Source organism: Bifidobacterium scaligerum (assembly GCF_002802865.1).
GTDB lineage: Bacteria > Actinomycetota > Actinomycetes > Actinomycetales > Bifidobacteriaceae > Bifidobacterium > Bifidobacterium scaligerum.
In genome coordinates this window covers 22363-43882 of the sequence record NZ_PGLQ01000003.1, presented here as the reverse complement: position 1 = coordinate 43882, position 21520 = coordinate 22363, and the positions used below count along the sequence as shown (strand labels likewise).

Annotated in this window: 18 protein-coding genes and 5 tRNA genes; 13 read left to right on the top strand and 10 right to left on the bottom strand. The window is 58.8% G+C overall.

The genetic code is table 11. The features are described 5' to 3' along the window. Positions 1-43: 43 nt before the first annotated feature. The 4 genes from CUU80_RS05995 to CUU80_RS05980 all read right to left on the bottom strand — a co-directional run bounded on the left by CUU80_RS05995 (position 44) and on the right by CUU80_RS05980 (position 3904). Positions 44-730, bottom strand: a complete 687-nt coding sequence (locus CUU80_RS05995) for a TetR/AcrR family transcriptional regulator (protein ID WP_100496455.1) — start codon at positions 728-730, stop codon at positions 44-46. A 221-nt stretch (positions 731-951) separates the two neighbouring features. Continuing rightward, positions 952-2313, bottom strand: a complete 1362-nt coding sequence (locus CUU80_RS05990; protein ID WP_100496454.1) for a DUF2974 domain-containing protein — start codon at positions 2311-2313, stop codon at positions 952-954. A 367-nt stretch (positions 2314-2680) separates the two neighbouring features. Then, positions 2681-3226 carry a methylated-DNA--[protein]-cysteine S-methyltransferase gene (locus CUU80_RS05985; protein ID WP_439329973.1) on the bottom strand — a complete coding sequence of 182 codons (546 nt, stop codon included), beginning with the start codon at positions 3224-3226 and terminating at the stop codon, positions 2681-2683. A gap of 117 nt (positions 3227-3343) precedes the next feature. After that, positions 3344-3904 carry an NADPH-dependent FMN reductase gene (locus CUU80_RS05980; protein WP_100496453.1) on the bottom strand — a complete coding sequence of 187 codons (561 nt, stop codon included), beginning with the start codon at positions 3902-3904 and terminating at the stop codon, positions 3344-3346. A 346-nt stretch (positions 3905-4250) separates the two neighbouring features. Here CUU80_RS05980 and CUU80_RS05975 point away from each other — a divergent pair. From CUU80_RS05975 to CUU80_RS05965, 3 genes are all read left to right on the top strand, one after another. Continuing rightward, a tRNA-Gly gene (locus CUU80_RS05975) sits at positions 4251-4323 on the top strand. A gap of 35 nt (positions 4324-4358) precedes the next feature. Further along, positions 4359-4430, top strand: a tRNA-Val gene (locus CUU80_RS05970). Between the two features lie 45 nt (positions 4431-4475). Continuing rightward, a tRNA-Val gene (locus tag CUU80_RS05965) sits at positions 4476-4548 on the top strand. 144 nt (positions 4549-4692) lie between these two features. Here CUU80_RS05965 and CUU80_RS05960 read toward each other — a convergent pair. The 3 genes from CUU80_RS05960 to CUU80_RS05950 all read right to left on the bottom strand — a co-directional run bounded on the left by CUU80_RS05960 (position 4693) and on the right by CUU80_RS05950 (position 6091). Next, a complete protein-coding gene (locus CUU80_RS05960; protein ID WP_100496452.1) occupies positions 4693-5694 on the bottom strand; it encodes an AEC family transporter in 1002 nt (333 codons plus the stop codon). 167 nt (positions 5695-5861) lie between these two features. Then, positions 5862-5942 (bottom strand) — tRNA-Leu (locus tag CUU80_RS05955). 76 nt (positions 5943-6018) lie between these two features. After that, positions 6019-6091: transfer RNA gene (locus tag CUU80_RS05950), tRNA-Thr, on the bottom strand. A gap of 100 nt (positions 6092-6191) precedes the next feature. Between CUU80_RS05950 and CUU80_RS10770 the strand changes: the two genes are divergently transcribed. From CUU80_RS10770 to CUU80_RS05915, 7 genes are all read left to right on the top strand, one after another. Then, positions 6192-6329 (top strand): hypothetical protein, encoded by a 138-nt coding sequence (locus tag CUU80_RS10770; RefSeq protein ID WP_165775860.1) that lies wholly within the window; start codon positions 6192-6194, stop codon positions 6327-6329. Positions 6330-6553: 224 nt separating this feature from the next. Continuing rightward, positions 6554-8254 carry a glucose-6-phosphate isomerase gene (gene pgi, locus CUU80_RS05945; RefSeq protein WP_100496451.1) on the top strand — a complete coding sequence of 567 codons (1701 nt, stop codon included), beginning with the start codon at positions 6554-6556 and terminating at the stop codon, positions 8252-8254. Positions 8255-8920: 666 nt separating this feature from the next. Beyond that, positions 8921-10648: an isopeptide-forming domain-containing fimbrial protein gene (locus CUU80_RS10970; protein WP_117434578.1), complete on the top strand. Its 1728-nt coding sequence runs from the start codon at positions 8921-8923 to the stop codon at positions 10646-10648. An 84-nt stretch (positions 10649-10732) separates the two neighbouring features. Then, a complete protein-coding gene (locus CUU80_RS05930) occupies positions 10733-11689 on the top strand; it encodes a class C sortase (RefSeq protein ID WP_100496449.1) in 957 nt (318 codons plus the stop codon). A 126-nt stretch (positions 11690-11815) separates the two neighbouring features. Next, positions 11816-12748, top strand: a complete 933-nt coding sequence (locus CUU80_RS05925) for a DUF362 domain-containing protein (protein ID WP_207760092.1) — start codon at positions 11816-11818, stop codon at positions 12746-12748. Between the two features lie 47 nt (positions 12749-12795). Continuing rightward, positions 12796-13377 carry an ECF transporter S component gene (locus CUU80_RS05920; protein ID WP_100496448.1) on the top strand — a complete coding sequence of 194 codons (582 nt, stop codon included), beginning with the start codon at positions 12796-12798 and terminating at the stop codon, positions 13375-13377. 100 nt (positions 13378-13477) lie between these two features. Further along, complete coding sequence (locus CUU80_RS05915) at positions 13478-13906, top strand: DUF1893 domain-containing protein (RefSeq protein WP_100496447.1); 429 nt, start codon at positions 13478-13480, stop codon at positions 13904-13906. A 64-nt stretch (positions 13907-13970) separates the two neighbouring features. Here the strand turns inward: CUU80_RS05915 and CUU80_RS05910 are convergent, their stop codons facing one another. The 3 genes from CUU80_RS05910 to CUU80_RS05900 form a co-directional block, all read right to left on the bottom strand. Beyond that, the gene (locus tag CUU80_RS05910; protein WP_100496446.1) at positions 13971-15137 is read right to left on the bottom strand and encodes an ATP-binding protein; all 1167 of its coding nucleotides are present in this window, start codon (positions 15135-15137) and stop codon (positions 13971-13973) included. Positions 15138-15487: 350 nt separating this feature from the next. Then, positions 15488-17065: an alpha-N-arabinofuranosidase gene (locus CUU80_RS05905; protein WP_100496445.1), complete on the bottom strand. Its 1578-nt coding sequence runs from the start codon at positions 17063-17065 to the stop codon at positions 15488-15490. 166 nt (positions 17066-17231) lie between these two features. After that, positions 17232-18494, bottom strand: coding sequence for an MFS transporter (locus CUU80_RS05900; protein WP_100496444.1), 1263 nt, complete (start codon positions 18492-18494; stop codon positions 17232-17234). 298 nt (positions 18495-18792) lie between these two features. Here CUU80_RS05900 and CUU80_RS05895 point away from each other — a divergent pair, with 298 nt between their 5' ends. The 3 genes from CUU80_RS05895 to lepB all read left to right on the top strand — a co-directional run bounded on the left by CUU80_RS05895 (position 18793) and on the right by lepB (position 21442). Next, on the top strand, positions 18793-19806 hold the full coding sequence (locus tag CUU80_RS05895) for a LacI family DNA-binding transcriptional regulator (protein WP_165775859.1): 1014 nt from the start codon (positions 18793-18795) through the stop codon (positions 19804-19806). Between the two features lie 206 nt (positions 19807-20012). Next, positions 20013-20378 (top strand): 50S ribosomal protein L19, encoded by a 366-nt coding sequence (rplS, locus tag CUU80_RS05890; RefSeq protein ID WP_033891529.1) that lies wholly within the window; start codon positions 20013-20015, stop codon positions 20376-20378. A 185-nt stretch (positions 20379-20563) separates the two neighbouring features. Beyond that, positions 20564-21442: a signal peptidase I gene (gene lepB, locus CUU80_RS05885; protein ID WP_100496442.1), complete on the top strand. Its 879-nt coding sequence runs from the start codon at positions 20564-20566 to the stop codon at positions 21440-21442. Positions 21443-21520 lie beyond the last annotated feature (78 nt).

Below are 21520 nucleotides of genomic sequence, written 5' to 3'. Positions count from 1 at the left end.
TCGGTAGGGCGAGGGAGATGAGGGCTTAGGTTTAGGCTTGGGTTTAGGCGTGGAACGATGGTGATTGGGTGTGCTTGGGGAATTGCCCGTCAAGCTCAGGCCATTGATGCTGGGCGAAAATACGGTTCCAGTAGGAAAGCATGTCTTCGCGGCTCATGGCCAGATAGATGCCCATGGCCAGCACGGCCACATCCTCCTTCAGCAGATCGTCGAGCTCGATGGTGCCGCTGAGTTCGGGCCAGCGTTGGAGCACAGCCAACAGTCCGCCCACGGTGAATTCCACCATGAGATCGGTTTGCAGACTGATGTGCTGGGGGTCGAGTTCCAGCGTACTGAGCATTTGCAGACGGGCGAAGTCGCGTAAGGATTCGGTCAGGTCCAATGTGCTGTGGGGGCCGGCGAGCAGGGCCAGACGGTCAAGACGCTGACGTTGCTCCGGATCGGACAATATGGCGCTGACGCGCTCGCGCCACTGCTCTTCGGGATTGCCGTTTGGATCGGGCGCGTGCTGAATCGGTGTGGCTTCCACCTGGTGCAGGATGGAGGCATCGGCGAGTTCCTGCAGGTCGGAATAGTGGTAGTAGAACGAGTTACGATTCACGCCGGCCTCGCGCACCACGTCGGTGACGGTGATCTTACGGTAATCCCGGTCGGCCAGTAATTCCCAGAACGCGTTTTCCATGCGTTCGCGTGCGGGCAGGACTTCGGAATCACGGCGTGGACGTGGCATGCGGTCTCCCTCTCTTTGCTGTGGGCAGTGCGACGCCTGTCTGTACTGCCGTCGTCGTGCGCCTGTGCCGGTGCGACGACATGGTTATGGACATGATGTCTGGGCATATTGGCTTGGCGCATTGTCTAGACATCATGTCCAGACGTACTGTCTAGTTATGTTGCCCACTCATAATATTGCGCACCTTGTCCAATTGCAATGACTGACAGTGAAGCGGGCCCTTATATGGTGTCGATTCCGGAAGGACCTGCTGGTTCGCTGCTCTCTTCGCCGGCATAGTCGCTCGTGGCTGCTTCTGACGGGCGGGCGTCATCCGGGGCCGGGGCTGTCTCGGTGCGTTTGTTCTTCGTAGCGGAGGCCTTGATCAGCAATGCCAAGGCCTCGGTCAAATGCCGTCTGTCTTCCGGCGTAAGCCCTACATATGCCCCCAGCATTGGGGGTATCGACAGCGGAAAATTGCGCATCACGTCGCTGAAACTGTTGGCTCCTCCGGCGTGCAGCACGCGGAACAGCGCGTCTACGGCTCGTTCGCGTTGCTCGGGCGTCAGTGCTGCAATCCAATGATTGAGCTGCTCGTTGAACAGCTGCGAACCGGAACTCACCGTCGGCTCGGTGACGAATCGGTCACCCTCCACCTGCCAGGTATACGCGGAATGTTGCATGATGCCGTCCGAATCGGAAGCGACTACACGGCACGGCTCGGGCGTCTCGAATACCATGCCCACAATCGACGAGCTCGGCACGATTTTCGTCACCTTCGGCTGAATGGCGAGATAAGACGGGCTGGCCACGATTTCCGGCGGGAAGCCGGGGCCGTCTAGCGAATAGATATGCCGAATACGCCGTTGCACAGTGTCTGAAGCGTTCATGGCCGCGTAAATCGCCAAATTGCCGCCTTTGGAGTGGCCGAGCAGTATCAATGGCCCTTCCCACAGTCTTGCCACTGTATCCACATAGGCGCTGGCGGCCCGTTGCGCCGGTACCGGGTATTGGAAGGCCATATTGAAGTCTTCCTTCCAGCCGATGAGTGAATCATCGGTGCCACGGAAGGAAATCACCAACGTGCCCTTATGTGTGGGGTCGCGACGGCTGCGTCCATCCGGCAGTTGGAACGTAGCCGCTGCGAACTGGGTTTGCTCTCCGCGGTTGATATGCTCGGCGACCGCCCCCAAGCGGACCTGCGCGAATCGTGGATTGCCCGCCGCGGCCTGGAACAGCTGATGCGTCAGCTGTGGGTCAAGTACCGAAACCACTTGCGGATCATGCGGCTTGTCGTCGGCTTCCGTGCTGAGCGAGCGATGCAGCTCGGTGTTGGCCTCCTCAAGGCTGACCGATTCCAGAACCGGGTGCCAGAGCCTTTTGAGCCAGATCAGCGGATGCTTTGGCTCGAAAGCGCGCAGACGCGCGGCGAACGATCCTCCCGCAGCGGTGTCGGGCTGGGATTCATCCAGCATCAGCGCGGGGCATATATTGGCCACATCCTCGTAGATCAGTGTGCCGAAAACCAATGCGTCCACTTCGTTAAAGGCGAGGTCGGAGAAGGAGCGCGTTTCCGTACGCGAATAGTCGATGATGTTGGTCATCTATCCTCCTTTATCCTCCTTGGTGCGCCGAGCCATCAGGGTGATGCCGGAAACTTTGTACGACAAGATTGTACGTTTTTGGCGGGTACGCCTCTTCGATGATGTTCCCTCGGCGAACGATGCGTGGCGGTGTTTCTCGGCATCTTTCCCGAGGTTGTGGGATTATGCGGGGTGCGCGGCGTGATGTGATGGTGGTGCATGACATGGCGTGAGATGATGACGACGCTCTGCTGGCATGGCGCAACGTGCGTGCGGTGCGGAATTGTGCGGCATGTACGAATAATCGAATAATATCGTCGAATTTTGGCGGCATATGTGAGGTGTGGGGGAGCGGGCGAGACTGCTGAGGTCTCTCGATGTGGTTTGACTAGTGGGGCAGATCGAACCGTGAAAGATCCACTCCTTCCAAGTCGAGCAGTTCGGCTTTGACGTCGAGGTGACCTCCGTAGCCGCCGAAGGATCGTCCGGAACCGACTACGCGATGGCAGGGCACGATGATGGTAATCGGGTTGCGCTTTACCGCGCCGCCCACGGCCTGCGCGGCCATGCGTCTTCCGCCGCGCCTTTCGGCAAGTTCGGCGGCTATTGCCCCATAGCTGACTGTTTGTCCATAGGGGATTTCGGTGATGAGGTCCCATACCTCATGTTGGAATGGTGTGCCTTGCGCGCTGAGCGGGGGAGCGGAATCCAGCGTGGGGTGTTCGTCGGCAAAGTAGGCGTTGAGCCATGCCTTGGTTTGGCGAAACACCGGCAGTGCATTCGCTGCTCCAGCTTCTGTTGTGGCAGGCGTGGTGGAAGCCGTAGTGGCAGGTGCTGCCCACCACCAATCTTCGAGGCAGAGCTCCGTCAACGCTTTGCCATCCGTTGTCATGATCATTCGCCCTATAGGCGTGTCTGTTGTGGCGTGAAACATAGTGTGAAACGTCGATGATGGTGTCATGCGTCTATTATCAACCCCTTGTAACGCAGATACCCCGCCATCGGTTTCGATTGGCGGGGTATCTCAGGTCGGAAGCTAGAGCGTCAGGGCTCAGGCTGCGACGAACTTCAGGAATGCGTCGGCTTCGGCGGCCAGACGGGTCTTATCTTCGTCGGACAGGCCCAGCTCGCCAGTGCCCCAGGCTTCCGGAGCCAGGGCAAAACCGGCCTGCTCATCAACGGGCAGCACCTCGGCCTTGTTGAAGCCCAGCACTTCGTTGAGCTTGGCGCGAGTGCCGGCGCCGGCGGACTGGCCGGCCACGGAAGAAATGGCAACCTTCTTGCCGGCCAGCACGGAGGCGGACTCGGCCGGGAACGGCTCCAGCGGGCGGGACAGCCAATCCAGCAGGTTCTTCAGCACGCCCGGGTAGCTGTAGTTGTACTCCGGGGAGAAGATCCACACGCCGTCGGCCTCGACAACGGCCTTACGGGCGGCGTTGACGGCAGCCGGCGGGTTCGGGAACTCCACGTCCTGATCGAAGAACGGGACATCGGCGTAGTTCAGGAACTCCACCTCAGCGCGATCGCCGATAAGAGCCTTGGCCTCGTCGGCGAGCTGATGGTTGAAGCCGTTCTTGTGCAGGCTTCCCACAACAAACAGGAGCTTGGTCATTGCATTCCCCTTGTCTTATATCAAGCACAGTGGCTGCGGCAGTTGGTGTCTGATAGGGCATTATGACGCCATGCCGTTAACCGTCGGTGCGTATGTCGGTGTATATGCAATGCCTATTATGCGCCGTGCTATCCGAGAATTCCTTCGCGTTGAGCGTAGAACACGGCGTGTGATGGGTTGAAGTGAGCAGGGTCACATCTGACGTGTTGATTGCATATGAGGGCATGATGTTGCCGAGCTGATTGTGAGGATGCTAAAAACGTTGAAATTCTGCGGAGACACGCGAGGATTATGCATTTTCCGCCAAGTGGCGTATCTTATTCATCTGTTGCTTCAAACAACACATGCGGACATAGCTTAGTTGGTAAAGCGCAACCTTGCCAAGGTTGAGACCGCGGGTTCGAGTCCCGTTGTCCGCTCTCAGAAGGCCGGACCGTCGGCCGGATGATGACCCGGGCGGTTGGCGCAGAGGTAGCGCACTTCCCTGACACGGAAGGGGTCACAAGTTCGAATCTTGTATCGCCCACTCGGAGTTTTATCGGTGGGTTAGCCGGTAAGCCTCGAAATATTCGGGCGATTGGCGCAGCGGCTAGCGCACTTCGTTCACACCGAAGGGGTCGTAGGTTCGATTCCTACATCGCCCACCCGTGTTGTTCCCGTGGCATTGGATGCTACGGGATTTTTTGTTTGTATGTGAATTCAATGTATGTGAATTCATGGGCTACACGATTTGGACCATCGTCCACCAATCGTCTCGATTGCAGTGTAGCCCACGAGAAGTCAAGGAATCACACGCCCATCAGCGTATGGGCTACGGCCATCATTACCAGCGAGATAATGGCCGTGACCGACAGCGAGAATCCGGCGAGTTTGGCGTTGCCTAGCACCTTGTCGGTAAACAGAGTGGAGAAGATGGCGATCGGTGCCAGCGCGCAAATCACCATTACCGCACGAATCGAGGCGGAGAAGGGCATCAGGAACCACGAGACGCAGGCGAACACTATGCAGAACGGTACGCGCCAGGCAATTACGGCCAGCACTTCCTTAACGTCATGCCGGGATTGCGGCATATCCATCAACATGCCCACCATCAGCATGGAGACCAACGCGTTTGCGCCGCTCAACGGTTGGCAGATCGTGGCGATCCAATCGGGGATGTGTATGTTGGCGATGGTCAGCGCCAACATCAGCAGGTAAGTGTCGAACGGTACGGATCCAAAGAAGCTTTTGGCGATGGTGCGCAGCAGCGCATGCCGGGCGAGCCTACGGGCGTCGCGGTCCTTGGGCTTCTCATAGGGCAGTGTGGGCGCAGACCCGGCATGCTGTTCCGCAAGCGTTTTGCCGGGCTGGATGTGCAGCAGCTGTTGGGTGAGTACATTGGTGCCAGCGGCCACCATAATGCAGTTACCGATATCGAACATGGCTGCCGGCACCACAGCACCAGGCCCCCAGAACGACTGTACGACGGGGAAGCAGAAACATCCGAGGTTGTATCCGGCGCCGTTGAGCATCAGGAACGCGCGGTCGGTCACATTGCGCCGGCGCGTAGCGACGAAGATGCACACCACCGGGATGAAGGCGAACAGGAAGGCCACCAGCGAAATCCACATCAGTGAAATGTCGTGCGGATTCGTGGCAAACGAATAGATGATTGCGCCGGGAAGCACGATGTTGAATTCGGCGGTTTGCAGCACACGATAGTCGCTTTGACCGAACAGTCCGAAGCGTTTGAACAGGTATCCGGCGAGGATGATCAGCAACAGTCCTGCGGGTGTAAGTATGGCGGACACTCTTATCTCCTCCTCGTCCCTGGTACGGCAACCACTATCCTCGCGGTATCGGACGTGACGGCAGCGATGGCGATGTTTCCTCTCACAGCGTGGACGATGCGGCCTTGTCATATTGGCATCGTGACGCGCACGGCTTGGGATCTTAGGAATGCAGGGTCTTGTAGAGGTGCGCGAGATGGGACTTGAACCCACACGTCAAAGACACAGGAACCTAAATCCTGCGCGTCTACCAATTCCGCCACTCGCGCGTGGCTGCATCCCCTCGGACGAGCAGTGCAACCTATATGCAAAACCCTAGGCGGATGAACCGACCTAGGGTAGTCGAGCCACTTGTCAGAATCGAACTGACGACCTGCTCATTACGAGTGAGCCGCTCTACCGACTGAGCTAAAGTGGCTTGGTTTGCGGAAGGCGTTTCGCCACCCGCGCACAAGATAAACAGTATACGACATCCTCTGGAAAAGTCCAATCGACGTGTGATTCGGCAGTGTCGCCGGGTGGCTGAGGATGACTGGTGGCAGTTGTGGGGTGAAGATGTTGCGGTATGTGGATCCGCGGCTGTGATTGATGTGATTGATGTGATTGATGTGTTGGTTGGCGTCGGCGTAGTGCAGCGTCGTAAAGCTGGTGGCTGACTCAGCTGATTCTTTGGCGCGATGCGCTGTATTCCGTGGCGTGCCTGTGCGGGGTAGTCGGATGCAAACGATGGCAATGAAAGCCGTCTGGTAGGGAGGGTATCCGTTCACTGGATATTTTTGTTCTGTTCATGTCCGAATTTGTGAGTATTCTGTTTGGTGATACGGGGCGATCCAAGCCGTGGGCGTGGGCGCTCCAGTCATTTATGAAAGGAATGGAATCCATGGCCATCAATCCTCCTGTTGACGCCACCCAGACCCCTGAGTGGGCCGCCCTGCAGAAGCACTACGACGAGCTTCAGGCCGAGGGCATCAGCCTGAAGAAGTGGTTCGCCGAGGACAAGACCCGCGTCGAGAAGCTTTCCTTCGAGGCCGGCGATCTGCACTTCGATCTGTCCAAGAACCTGATCAAGCCGGAAACCCTCCAGCTGTTCGCCAACCTTGCCAAGGCTGTCAAGCTGGACGAGCGCACCAAGGCTATGTACACCGGCGTGCACATCAACAACACCGAGGATCGCGCCGTGCTGCACACCGCGCTGCGCCGCCCGGTCGAGGATGAGGGCAAGTACATCGTTGACGGTCAGGACACCGTCAAGGATGTGCGCGAGGTGCTCGACCGTATTTACGCCTTCGCCGATGACGTGCGCTCCGGCAAGTGGACCGGCATCACCGGCCGCAAGATCGAGACCGTGGTCAACATCGGCATCGGTGGTTCCGATCTGGGTCCCGTCATGGTGTACGAGGCGCTGAAGCCGTATGCGGACGCTGGCATTTCCGCTCGCTACATCTCCAACATCGACCCGAACGATCTGGCTGAGAAGACCAAGGGCCTCGACCCGGAGACCACCCTGTTCATCATCGTCTCCAAGACCTTCACCACGCTGGAAACCCTGACCAACGCTCGCGAAGCCCGCACTTGGCTGCTTGAGGAGCTCACCGCCAACGGCGCCATCGCCGAGGGCGACGAAGCTCAGCGCGCCGAAGCCATCAAGAAGCACTTCGTGGCCGTCTCCACCAACTTGGAGAAGGTCGAGGAGTTCGGCATCGATCCGGCCAATGCGTTCGGCTTCTGGAACTGGGTCGGCGGCCGTTACTCCGTCGATTCCGCCGTCGGCACCTCCCTGGCTGTGGTCTTCGGCCCGGCCCGCTTCGAGGAGTTCCTGCACGGCTTCCACGAGATCGATGAGTACTTCGCCAATACCCCGTTCGAGAAGAACGTCGTCGTGCTGCTCGGCATGCTCAACGTCTGGTACCGCAACTTCTTCAAGGTCGCTTCCCACGCTGTGCTGCCGTACGATCAGTACCTGCACCGTTTCCCGGCCTACCTGCAGCAGCTGACCATGGAATCCAACGGCAAGTCCGTGCGCTGGGACGGCACCCCGGTCACCACCGAAACCGGCGAGATCTTCTGGGGCGAGCCCGGCACCAACGGCCAGCACGCCTTCTACCAGCTGATCCACCAGGGCACCCAGCTCATCCCGGCCGACTTCATCGCGTTCGTGAACACCCCGAACCCGACCAAGGACGGCGATCAGGACGTGCACGAGCTGTTCCTCGGCAACTACTTCGCTCAGACCAAGGCCCTCGCTTTCGGCAAGACCGCCGACGAGGTCCGTGCTGAAGGTACTCCGGAGGAGATCGTCCCGGCCCGCGTGTTCACCGGCAACCGTCCGACCACCTCCATCTTCGGTGTGGCCCTGACTCCGTTCGCCGTCGGCGAGCTGATCGCCCTGTACGAGCACATCACCTTCGTTGAGGGCACCGTGTGGGGCCTCGACTCCTACGATCAGTGGGGCGTCGAGCTCGGCAAGCAGCTGGCCAAGCAGATCACCCCGGCCATCTCCCAGGATGACGAGGCTCTGGCCGCCCAGGACGCCTCCACTCAGAGCCTGATTCAGTTCTATCGCAAGAACCGCGAGTTCTGATCTTCGCTTCGCTTCAATCAGCACTCGCGGTTCTTGCGACCGCAGCTGTGTTGTTTGGTGAATGGTCTGGCGACCATTCACGGTGCGAGTTCTGATCTTCGCTTCGCTCCTTGCCGGCTTCCTGAAGGCAGGGAAGCCGTCGCCGATAGGTGACTAAAGGGAGAGGCCAAGCCCGGCAGCGTCATGCTGCCGGGCTTTTTGCGTTCTATGTTGTATTTCGCGTTGCATCCCGAATGCTCAGTGAGGTGCTCAATGGTGGTGCATCGTGCCCGGCGCTGTGCCCGCATTCGGGGAAACATAGAAGTCTGTGGTAACGATGCCATGGCCTGAGCTACTTAAATCTTTCAGTCCCACATAGTTCGATGACGCATTGAATGTCTGGAATGCCAAGGCCTACGGGCAAATAGACATCGTCGATGCGCGTATTGCGCATCCCTCAATCCCATGTATAATCATAAGTGTTTGTTAACGCAAACATTCATCTATGGGGCTTAATCAGTAATCGCAACGACGCGCGGGTCAACAACTCATCAACGAATTTGTGATGGCGGCAAGCTTCATATACCAGCGGGTCTTGCCCGCCATAATCAGGACACGCGTGGGGTTGTTCGACCATTGCCGTGGCCGACAAGAAGCTAACGCCAATGAAGGAGTGAAGAGGCTCATATGCAATACAAGAAACTGGTCGCCGGCGTCGCTGCCGTAGCGGCCGCCCTGGGAGGTATGGCGCTTGGCGCCATGACGGCGAACGCGGACGAACTGACCATGCCGGAAAACGCGACGCCATCAACCATCACGCTCAACAAAGCAGCCGATGCCGACACCTCGCAAAGCACGTATACGGCGTATCGTATCGCCGCATACACCGATCCGGTCGTGAACGCCGACGGCAAACTGACTTCGTTCGGCCTGCAACCCGTAGACAGCAGCCAATGGGATTGGAAGATCAGCGAGGCTATAACGGCGGCCAACATCGACACCACCGGATACAAAAGCAATCTGTATGCGCTGGCAAGTCTGAGCACCTCCGGCGACGAGGCCAAGCTGCGTGACTTCGTCGATAATCTGTCGGTGCCCACCAAACTTGGTTCCGATGAGCCTTCCGTTACCGCAACCGAACTGCAGATCGGCGACAATACCGTACCCGACCAGGGTTGGTATTTCGTGACCGACAGCAACGGCACGAACCTGCTGGTCGGCACTGCGCTCACTGCCAGCAGCGGCCAGTCATACACCACGTTGGTCAACACCAACGTTGACCCGGCTACAGAGCAGACGCTTGGCGTGGTGAACGTCAAGCCCAACCCGGCCGCGTCTCCGGTAACCGTCACCAAAAGCGCTTACATGGGCACCTATTTCAAGAAGAACGGCAGTGTCGCTACCGCCAATGTCGGCGACACTCTGACCTACGTGGTGTCCAGCGTTATTCCGACCACAACCGGGCAAACCGATCCGACCTTCACCTTCAAGGACACCGCATCCAAGGGACTGACTGTCGATGCCAGCAGCATCAAAGTCTTCTACGATGCGGATGACGATGACAAATACAATTACTTCGACGCCACCGGCGACACCCTGCTCGCCAAGGACACGGACTATACGGTGACCGGCCCCACCGCAAGCGACAGCGGCACCGTCACCCAGGTGGACGTCAAGAACGTAGGCGGCAAGGACGGACAGAAGCTTACCTTGCTGTACAAGGCCTCCACCACGAAGGACGCCGTCGACAATCAGGTGACGAACGCCGCGACCGCCAGCTACGATGGCGGTGCGGAATCCGCTCCCGCCTCCGTGACCGTCAAGTTCGGCATGTTCACGTTGAAGAAGATCGATAAGAACCACAACGGTATCGCCGGAGCTCAGTTCTCCGTGACCGGCAGCGACGGCAATGCCATCATCTTCGAGAAAACCGATGTCAACGGCGAGTGGGTGCGTGCCGCCGACCAAAGCGTCAAGGTGGACAACGTGACCTACTTCAAGAACGTGCCGACCAGCCAGGGTGGTGCGCTGTACTTCTGGGGCCTGGCTGAAGGCGGATACTCGGTATACGAGCAGAAGGTGGCCGAAGGCTACGCCCAGCAATATCGCGCTGGGTTCAGCGTATCCATCGACAAGAATGGTCAGCGCACGTACAACTATGACAAGGCCAAGGACCAGTACAAGCTGGTTACCTTCCGCGATGCGGACGGGGCGGAAGTGACGCCGTCCAACTCAACGAAGGTTGTCGGTGGCACCGCTCAGGTGCTGAATATCAAGAACATATCCGAGCTCCCGCTCACCGGTGGCGCGGGACTGACGATGTTCGTGACTGCGGCGATCGTCTTCTCCGGTGTCGGCGTCACGCTGCTCGTCAAGAGCGGCACCCGTCGCGCCCGTCGTGTGATGCGCGCGTAACGCGGCAACGATAACGCGATGAGGAGGATCTGCCGAAACCGACGGCCCCTCCTCATCGCCTGTGCTCATGCACGGTGCGTACCCATGACTTTTGATCAGATCCTCAGTATCGATGACGATATTGCCTGGCAACGTCGGGAGCGGCGACGTCGAACGCTGATGCGCTTGGCCGCCATAGTGTGCATCGTGGCGGCAATCGGCAGTGTGGCGATCCCGTTGACCATGCAGATGGTATTCGGCATTACTGCGCAGCAGACCGCAAGCTCTACGGCCCGGCAGATGGCGGCGTTGGAAGCCGCCCAGAGAACCAAGGCCTTGCACGCCGCCGAATCATACAATGCAGAGCTGGCCGACGATGGGCAGCCCGTGCTTGGCGAGGCGGGCGACCCATGGTCTACGCAAGTCGACGACAATGGCCTGATCGATTACGAATCCGCATTGTCGACCAAAGACAATCGCTACCAATCGTTGCTGAACGCCGGTGACGGCATCATGGCGAGAATCCGCGTGCCCAAACAGTCCATCGATCTTCCTGTCTATCACGGCACTTCCCAACAGGCATTGGCGAAAGGCGCAGGACACCTGTACGGCACCTCCCTGCCGGTGGGCGGCACGTCCACGCACGCGGTGATCACCGGACATCGCGGACTGGTGACGGCTGCCATGTTCACCAGATTGGATGAGGTGCGCACCGGGGACTACTTCTACATTGACGTGATGGGCGAGACGCTCACCTATCAGGTGGATCGCATTTCGGTGATCAAGCCGGATGACGTCACACAGCTGAAAGTGACGCAAGGCGAAGACCGAGTGACGTTGATGACCTGCACGCCATACCGGCTGAACACGCATCGGTTGCTGGTCTCCGGCATACGTGTGCGCAATCAGAAGGCGCCACAGGCGGAAACCACCGCTGATGTACGGACGGCGCAGTTCGTCGGGCTCGCGGTAGGCGTAGGCGTGTTGCTGGTGGGATGGATGGTGGTGCTGGCGGCGCGGCGCAAGTCGCCGGCCATGCCATTGGCCAGTCATGCGGCATAAGAGCGTAAGAGTAGGAGTTGTTGCCGAGCTTGCTGGGCAGAACGACGGCAGGTGCCGGACTGTCGTAAGTAAACGCCTTGTTGTGCATTCGGACGTATCATGGAAGCGATTGCAAGGAGGCACAGCATGGCAGGAATTTCAACGCATGATCAGGTGGAAACGCATGATCACGACACCAATTATCCGATGGCCGCCAACGTCTACTTCACCCGAGATATCAGCCCAGCCGGCCTGATGCGTATCTATGAGGCGTTGGGCGCGCGGCCGCAAGGCAAGGTGGCGGTCAAGCTCAGCTCCGGCGAGGGCGGCAATACGCATTATCTGCAGCCGGCGCTGATCAAGGATCTGGTGCAGCATCTCAACGGCACCATCGTGGAATGCAACACCGCCTACCCCGGCACGCGCGACGTCAGCGCACACCATTGGCAGACCATCAAAGAGCATGGATTCCTCGACATCGCCCCCTGCGACATTCAGGACGAGGAGGGCGAGATCGAAATCCCGGTCGAGGGCGGCAAACGCATCACCGGCGACATTGTGGGCTCCCACTTCCCGAATTACGACTATTACGCCGTGCTCTCGCACTTCAAGGGTCATATGATGGGCGGATTCGGCGGCGCATTGAAGAACATCTCCATCGGCATGGCGTCCTCGAACGGCAAGAAACGCCTGCATTCCGGTCAGGACGAGATCTTGCCCAACCCGTTCAGCGGCGATCAGGATTCCTTCCTGGAAGCCATGGCCGAGGCCGCGACCGCCGTGTTCAATGCGCTTAAAGGCAACATGCTCTTCATCAACGTGATGAACAACCTTTCCGTGGATTGCGACTGCGACGGCAACCCCCATCCGCCCGTCATGGCGGATATCGGCATCTGCGCTTCGCTGGACCCGGTGGCCGTAGATCAGGCCTGTGTGGACATGGTGTACGTCTCGCACGACAACAAAGAGCCGCTCATCGAACGCATCGAATCCCGCCACGGCATCCATACCATCGAGCATGCCGTGGAGATGGGCCTCGGTTCGCGCGACTACCATCTCATCGATCTTGACCAGCGGTAAAGCGCGTTGACGCGATACGCACAGTCGTCTATCAAGGAGTTTCTATTATGCGAACCAATACTGCAACGCGCACGTATGCATTGCCGTCCATCACATTCCAGTCCGCGGCTGCGGCGCTCGCCGTCGTCGCCGCCGTGGCGCTGCCGCAGATCTTCCATGTTGCAGGTGCGACGCTCGGCTTGGGTGCCGCACTCGGCCAAACGCTGCTGCCGATGCACCTGCCGGTGCTGCTTGTCGGCCTGTTGGCCGGTCCTTACGCCGGTGTGGCCACCGGTGCGCTCGCCCCGATCGTCAGCTTTGCGTTGACCGGCATGCCGATGGCTCCGATGGTGCCGTTCATGGTCATCGAACTTGCCGCCTATGGTCTGTTCGCTGGTCTGCTGCGCGGGGTGGCCTTGCCGGAGTCCATTCCCTCGCCGCTCGCTTGGTTGGTGAAGCTGTTTGGCGCGCAGGTCGCCGGCCGTGTGGTCGATGCCATTGCGATTGCCGTGGCGGTGTATCTGCTGGGTAACGCCCAGATGTCTGTTGCCTCGGTTGGTGCCGCGATCGTTACGGGACTGCCTGGCCTGATTCTGCAGTGGATTGCGATTCCGGTGGTTATGTTCGCCGTGGATCGCAAGCGTGGCTAGTGCGGCTGGGAGGTCATGTCGCTGGGTGAATTCCTCACCGATTGCCGCTTGTCTTTTGACGGCGGCGTCGGTGGGGAATTCCTCATAAAGAAAGGCGATTATGTCTGATATTGAACGTGCGAAAGCTTTGCTGAAGGCCGACGTTGCGCTCGGTTGTGTGGCTTGCCGCAGCGGTGCCGAAACTTTGACCGGTATGGGCAGGGGAGTGCGGCCGTTGCTGCAATGGCTTGCCTCCGGGCAAAGTTTGGATGGTTACTCCGCAGCCGATCGTGTGGTGGGCAAAGGTGCGGCGTTGCTTTACGCCAAGCTTGGTGCCGAAGCCGTGTATGCCGAGACGATGAGCGAAGCGGGGTTGGCTGCCCTGCGCCAGTTCGGCATGGCAGCATCCTATGGCGCCTTGGTGCCGATGATTCTCAATCGTGCCGGCACCGGCATGTGCCCGATCGAGCAGTCGGTGGCGGGCGTCGGCGATCCAGCCGCCGCCGAGCCTGCCATTCGCGCAGCCGTAGCCAAGCTGATGCAAGGCTGACCCCGCAGCGAATCATGGTCAAGAAGAAACATGTGCGGCAGGGACGGTTTCTTCGTTATTATGATTAACCTACGAGCCTGTTGATGTCGTTGATGCCGATGACCTGGCCGTGGCGGGTGTCGAAGGTCTCGTTGCCTCCGTAGATGACGTACCGGTGATCCGGGTCGAGTCCCATCGCCGGGGCGAGGTCTTCGAGATTTTCGAATGCCTTGGGCTTATAGGTGGTGGATGATTTCACTTCGATGGCGTACTGCGGGCGTCCGCCTTTTTCGATGATGAAGTCGATTTCCTTCTGGTTGCTGTCTCTCCAGTAGAACAGTTTCGGTTCGCGGCCTATTGCCTGGTATTGTTTGATGATTTCGACGGCGATGGCGTTCTCATACAGGTTGCCGCGGTATTGGCTGGTGAGCAGTTGAGCGGACGAGTCTATGCCCAGCAGGTTCGCAGCGAGTCCGGTGTCGTAGAAGTAGAGTTTTGGCGCTTTGATGAGTCGTTTCCCGTAGTTTTTGTGGTAGGGGTGCAGTCGGAAAACAATGAAGCTTGTCTCCAGTACGGACAGCCAGTCTCGGGCGGTGTCGATGCTGATGCCGCAATCGTTGGCAAGACTGGTGATGTTAAGGATTTCGCCGACGCGGGTGGCGCACAAGGTGAGAAACGTGTTGAATTCGGGGATTTTTCTGACTCCGAGTTCGAGGCGAATATCACGGTCTATATAGGTTTCTACATAGCTGGGGAAGAAATCGGTCGGATCGATGCCCATCGATACTGGACGCGGATAGCAGCCATTGAACAGGAAGTCGTCGATGGTATCCGGGATTTGCCCGGCGGCGGTGATTTCCGCGTAGGACAAGGGGAGCAGATGGAGTACGGCGACGCGTCCAGCCAGTGACTGGGATATGCGTTGCATGAGTAGGAAATTCTGTGATCCGGAGAGGATGTATTGGCCGGGCGCATTGCGCTGATCGATTACACCCTGAAGATAGGAGAATAACTCGGGGGCGCGTTGCACTTCGTCTAGGATCACGCGGTTGTTGTATCTGGAGAGAAAGGCCCTTGGATCATCCAGCGCAAGCTCGCGTATATCCTCGTTCTCAAGTGATACGTAACGATAATCAGGGAACGCCTCTTTCACGAGTGTGGATTTGCCGCTTTGGCGTGGCCCAGTCAATGTAATCGCGGGAAAAAGCTTTGCCAAGGAAAGCAGTTTGGTGGTAAGCGCGCGGGGAATCATGGACTGCTCCTATCCGATTGCGTCCTCGACGACGTTGGGCCGTAGAAAGTACGAGCATAATCGATGTATGTCTAGTCGTCGATTTGCATAAGTTCTAATCGTTGATTTGCATAAATTGTACTCGCTGATTTACATAATCCAAAGTTCTTGATTTGCATGAGCAGGATATTCGCTATTTGCGGTGATCTTTAGGGTTTTGAGATGGTGGCAGAATTGGCGGTAAATCTCACGTTAGAACATAAGAAAATGGCGGAATCGCAATGATTCCGCCATTGTTCGTTTGATTGCTTATGTGCGGTTTCTGCGCACGGTTCGAGTGCCGCTGCCAAACTGTGCGCAGACTGAGAAACTCATGCCGTGAAACGTACCGCCGACCAAGCGATAGACGGCAGTACAAAACTCACTGCAGCACCGTCAGCCGCAACAGACAGCTCCTGCGGCGTCACGGCCAGCGGGTCCGCCGCGGTGTTCTTGCGATACGGGTCATCGTCGTGCAGCATCTCGGCGTGCGTCACCTTGAAACGCGTGGCGTCAACACCCGGCAGAGCCGCAACGTCGATGGACACCTCATGCGCGGCATCCGGATCGCGGTTCACGGCCAGAATCAGGCCTTCTCGCGTGGTTTCATCCCAAGTCACCACGGATTCCAGCGCCTGCACATCGCCATAGGTTTCGGTGTGGAACGTCGGGCCGTCAACGACTGGCACATAAGCGACGCCACGCGCATGGTTAGCCACTTCGGCGAACGGATAGTAAATGGTCTGCTTCCAGGCCGGACCGTTCTCCTCCGCCATGATCGGGGCGATCACATTGACCAGCTGGGCGCGAGAGGCGGAGCGTACGCGGTCGCAATGCTTCAGCAAGGTAATCATCAAGGATCCCTCGACCACCGCGTCGGACGCGTTGTACACGTCTTCCAGCAGATGCGGTGCCTTGGGCCACGGTTCGGTGTGCAGTCCTTCGGTTTCGGCGGCCTTCCATTCGGCCTCCTGCTTCTGCCAGACGTCCTGATACCACACGCCCCATTCGTCGAAGGAGATGGCGATGTCCTTCGTGCCGTGGTTCTGCTCGCGCGCATAATCGGCGCAGGATGCCACGGTGGCGATGAACTGCTTCATATCTTCAGAGGAGGCGAGGAACTCGCGCATACCTTCCGGCTTGTGCGAATCGTGGTCGTGATCGTAGTAGTAGGCGTGCGCGGAAACGAAGCTCAGGTATTCGTAGGCGCGGGTGAGCACGGTCTTCTCCCATGTGCCGAAAGTTGGCATCTGGGCGCTGGAGGAGCCGCAGGCCACCATTTCCAAGCCGGATTCGGCCAGTTTCATGGCGTGCGCCACCTTCTCCACGCGGCTGGCGTATTCTTCGGGAGTCATGTGGCCCACCTGCCAGGGGCCGTCCATCTCGTTGCCGATGCACCACATGGCGATGTTCATCGGCTCGGGAATACCATTGGCTACACGGCGGTCGGCGATGGTGGTGCCCGGAGCGCCGTTCACGTATTCAAGCTCGTCAAGTGCCTCCTGCAGACCGCGGGTGCCCATGTTGACGGCGAGCATGATCTCGGTGCCGGCTTTCTTGCTCCAGTGGTAGAAGTCATCGATGCCGACTTCGTTGGTTTCGGTCTGGTGCCAGGCCAGTTCGCGGCGCACCGGGCGCTTCTCGCGCGGGCCGGTGCCGTCCTCCCAGCGGTAGTTGGAGACGATGTTGCCGCCCGGGTAGCGCACACAGGTGACGCCGAGCTCCTTGACGAGGTCCAACACGTCTTTGCGAAAGCCATATTCGTCGGCAGTGGGGTGGGTCGGCTCGTAGATGCCGCCGTACACACTGCGGCCGAGCTGTTCGACGAACGAGCCGAACAGGCGGCGCGGAACGTCGGCGACGGGGGCGAAGGAGGAGATGTTGGTTGCGGATTGAGTCGTGGTGCTCATGACGTTGTCCTTAGGTGATACGGGAAACTGGTTTGATTGTAGAAGGCCGGGGATGGTCATCGGCGATCATCCGACCGGAGGTGAATGAAAGAGTGGTGGAGCCAAGTCTCGTACAGGACGAGGCTTGGCTCATGTATCTGTTGAATTATGGGCGAATTATGGGCGATTACTTCACGCGCTTGATCATCATGATCAACAGGCCGCCGATCACGCAGATGATGGTTTCGGCCGGGAAGATGGCGCGATAGCCGAGGATGTTGATCACGCCGGCGGCGATCATCGGGCCGAAGACCTGGCCCAAGGTGTTGGCCATGTTGATGATGCCCAGATCCTTGGCGGCGGTCTTCGGGTCGGGCAGTACGGCCACGTTCAGTGCGCCGTCCACTGCGTTGTAGGCACCCATGCCGATGCCGGCGACCAGCGCGTAGGCGAGCATGGTCCACGGCTCGGCGGCGATGAACGGGAAGAACGCACCCACGCCGAGCATCACGGTGGTCACGGCGACCGGTGCCTTGAGACGGTGGAACTTATCGGCCAGCGGGCCGGCCAGGGCGCAGAACACGATGCCGGTGATCATCAGAATCACGGACATGATGGAGACGGAATTGGCGGTGGCCTTGTCGTCCAGCTTCATGTAGTCGGTAAAGATGTACAGCTGGTAGCCCACGATCACGTACTGGCCGGTGACCATCAGAATCTTGCCGGCGAGAGCCAGATAGTAGTCGCGGCAGTTCTGGGTCGGGAACATGAAGTTCTGCTTCAGTGTGTCGAGATCGAACTTGGCGCGCGGCTCGTCGAGGTTGCTGGGCTCCTTGGCGATGACTGCGGAGAGAATGCCGCCGATCACGGCGAATGCGGCAAGTACCTGAATGCCGGTGCCCACATTGCCGAGGAACTGGGAGGCGATGATGCCGGAACCGTAGTTGCCGAATGCCATGCCGATGCCGTAGAAGGAGGAGATGGTGCCGCGCCAGCGCGGTGCGACGCGGTCGGAAAGCTGGGCGATCATCGGGGCGACGACCGCGTTCAGCACAGCTTGGTAAACGGCCCAGATGCCGAGCAGCACGGGGATGTTCGGCGCCATGGACAGCAGCCAGAGCAGCACGCCGGAGAGGATGGAGCAGATGACGATCCAGGGGGTGCGCTTGCCGTGCTTGGTGCGGGTGATGTCGGACAGTGCGCCGGCCAGAATGTTGGCGATGGTGGCCACGATCATGGCCACGGCGGAGAAGGTGGCCACTAGGGTGACTTTGTCGTTCGGGGCGAGCTGCTGGATCTTGGCCGGCAGCAGGGTAACGGAGGTGCCGACGTATGGTCCGAGCCAGCAGGCCGGGCCGATGACCAGCGCCCAGCCGATGCGGGTAGGCAGCTTGGGCTGCGATTCGTTGGTAATGCCCACTGTTGTCGGGGCCGCTTCGTTGGAAGACATCGGGAAGTCCTTTCTTCTTGTGTTCCCTGTGGTAACAACGCTGCACTACAAAGATTGGAAACTTTCTCTAATCAAGAGAAACTTCGTTGTTATTTCGTGACTGTAATACCGAATTGATCAGTATCAAAAATACGGCGTGTTTGTTGGAATATAAGGGTTATAGAAGGATTGAGAACTTTCGAAGAAGATAAAGAAAGTTTCTTAAAAACTTTTTCTTTGATGTGGGTTGCGTGATGGATTGTCAACGTGAGGGCTGCGAGAGGCTGTGCTGTGCCCCAATTGCGCTATGGTAAGGGCCATGACTTCCCAACCCGGCAATGCCAAACTCGCCCAAATCGCCCGAGAGGCCGGAGTGTCCCTGTCCACGGCGTCCAAGGTGCTCAATAATCGTCCGGGTGTGTCTGATGCCACGCGCAAGCGCATCGAAGCGCTGTTGGAAAAGAATGGATATCGTCGTCGCCGTCGTACCGAGCAGACCACCACCACCATGGTCGAACTGCTGCTCGATGATCTCGATACTCCATGGTCCGAGGAGATTCTCTCCGGCGTGCTGGCCGGGTTGAACAAGCCATATGTGCCGATTATCTCCGCCAGAACCAGTGAGGATTGGAACATCAGCGATTGGCTGGAGGAGGTGCTGGCCCGCAAGTCGGCCGGCGTGATTATTCCGTTGTTCGAGTTTCCCAAGGAGGCCGAAGAGCGTTTGGCTCGTTCCGGCATCCCGACCGTGCTGGTCGATCCCACCGGTGAGGTGCCGAAGAATGTGCCTACGGTGGGGTCCAATGATTACATCGGCGTGCGCGAGGCCACGGAATATCTGATTGCGCAGGGACATACGCGCATCGCCTTTATCGGCGGTCCGACATATCTGCAGACCGCTGCATCCCGGTTGGACGGATTTCGCGGCGCGATGCGTCAGGCCGGCATTGCCGTCGACCCGATGCTGGTGACCTCAGGCGAGTTCCGGTATGAGGACGGCAGCGAACATGCGCGGGGGCTGCTCGCTTTGCCGAATCCTCCCACGGCCATCTTCGCCGCCAGCGACATGCAGGCGGCCGGTGTATATGCGGTGGCATGGGAACGCGGCCTGAAGATTCCCGACGACCTTTCCGTCGTCGGATTCGATGATCTGCCTACCAGCCGCATGCTGCTGCCGCCGTTGACCACCGTGCATCATGCCGTGCGAGAAATGGCGCAATTCGGCGCCACGACGTTGATGCAACTCTTGGAGGGCAAAGGCGGTTCCATGCCTACGCATATTGAGCTGACCACGAATCTGATCGTGCGTCAAAGTGTCCGCAAGCTGCCGTAAACTTCTGCTTTGCTGTGTCGAGAAGCAGGCCGCCGCATAAGTCGGCTTCTCCGTGGGTCCAGTCGAACTTGACTTTCGACGGATCGGCAAGTCTCCCAAGGGCAAACCCAAGGGATTTACGTGAGCGATCGCGCCCGGCAATGCAATCATTGAGGCGTGCGATCCCAAACCTGGGGCTGATATGCGGCAGCACTGAAGGAACAACAATGGTTAACGCTATTGAGGCTTTTGACGCCAAGCACATGAAGCCGGCCGAGGAGATCCCGGCCTTCCGTCCCGGCGACACCGTCGACGTGAACGTGAAGATCAAGGAAGGCAACAACTCCCGTATCCAGACCTTCACCGGCGTGGTGATCGCTCGTCAGGGTGCTGGCGTTCGCGAGACCTTCGTGGTCCGCAAGATCAGCTTCGGCACCGGTGTGGAGCGTCGTTTCCCGGTTCACTCCCCGTCCATCGAGTCCATCAAGCTCGTGCGTAAGGGCCGTGTGCGCCGCGCCAAGCTGTACTACCTGCGCGCTCTGCGCGGTAAGGCTGCTCGTATCGTCGAGCGCCGCGACAACTCCGCCAAGTGAGTTTGTCCGCGAGTATACGCGAGTTGAACTGAGCAAACGGTCTGAAATCGTAAGTGGTTTCAGGCCGTTTCTCGTATTCGTATTTCGTATTGTCCCCGTATGCTGGGGCGATAGTCGTGGATCGTTGGGGCTGTTCCCTGAAGAGCTTCGCCCGGCGGCGGACGAGCGTAGGTGGAGGAGATGCTATGCAGGATGATCGGCATGACGGCGGATTCTGGAACTGGAATGTCGACGGCGTGCAGCTGGCCGATGCTGCTGCAGACCAGACGCCGTACTCTTCTGGAAGCTACGCCGAGACCCCTGCCGATGAAGCCCGTGACCGACGTACCTTCCAGGTTGCCGACCATGGTGTCGCGCCTTCCCCGGTACCGCCGGCCGTGCCGGTTTCCCGTACATCACGTGCTGCTCGCGGACGGCACGTCGCTCGTCACGCCCGTGCCGACGATCGATTCACCATGCGCGATTTCTTCGTCTGGTGCGGCATCCCGATGGTTATCGTGCTGTTGCTGCGCATCTTCTTCTTCGGCTTCTACGAGATTCCCTCGCGTTCGATGATGGATACCATAGTGCCGGGGGACCGTGTGATCGCCGCCAAATACGCGCCCAAGATCTCCGGCATCAAACGCGGGGACATCGTGGTGTTCAAGGATCCGAACAACTGGCTGAGTGCCGAACAAAGCAACGCCATCGGCGGCGGGTTCCTGATCAAACGCGCTATCGGGCTGCCGGGTGACGTGGTGGCCTGCGCAGGTGCCGGCGAGCCGATCACCATCAACGGTGTGGCCATCAACGAATCCAGTTATATTCGCCCGGGCGTCGACCCAAGCGCCTTCCCCTTCTCGGTGACGGTGAGCGAAAACCACCTGTTCGTGCTGGGGGACAACCGCGCCAATTCCTCCGACTCCCGATACCACACGGACGATGGCGATAGCGGCTTGGTGCCGATATCGGATGTGGTGGCCGTGGGATTGCTGACCTACTGGCCGTTAAGCAGAATCTCCGTGTTGGACTCCCATCATGAGGTGTTCGACAAGGTCCCGGATTCCTCGTCGTCCGGTTCCTGACTGGTTGTATGCGTTGTTTGCGAGGGCTGACATCCCCGGGAATCGCACCTGTATCACCGTGTAATGAGCTGACGTCGC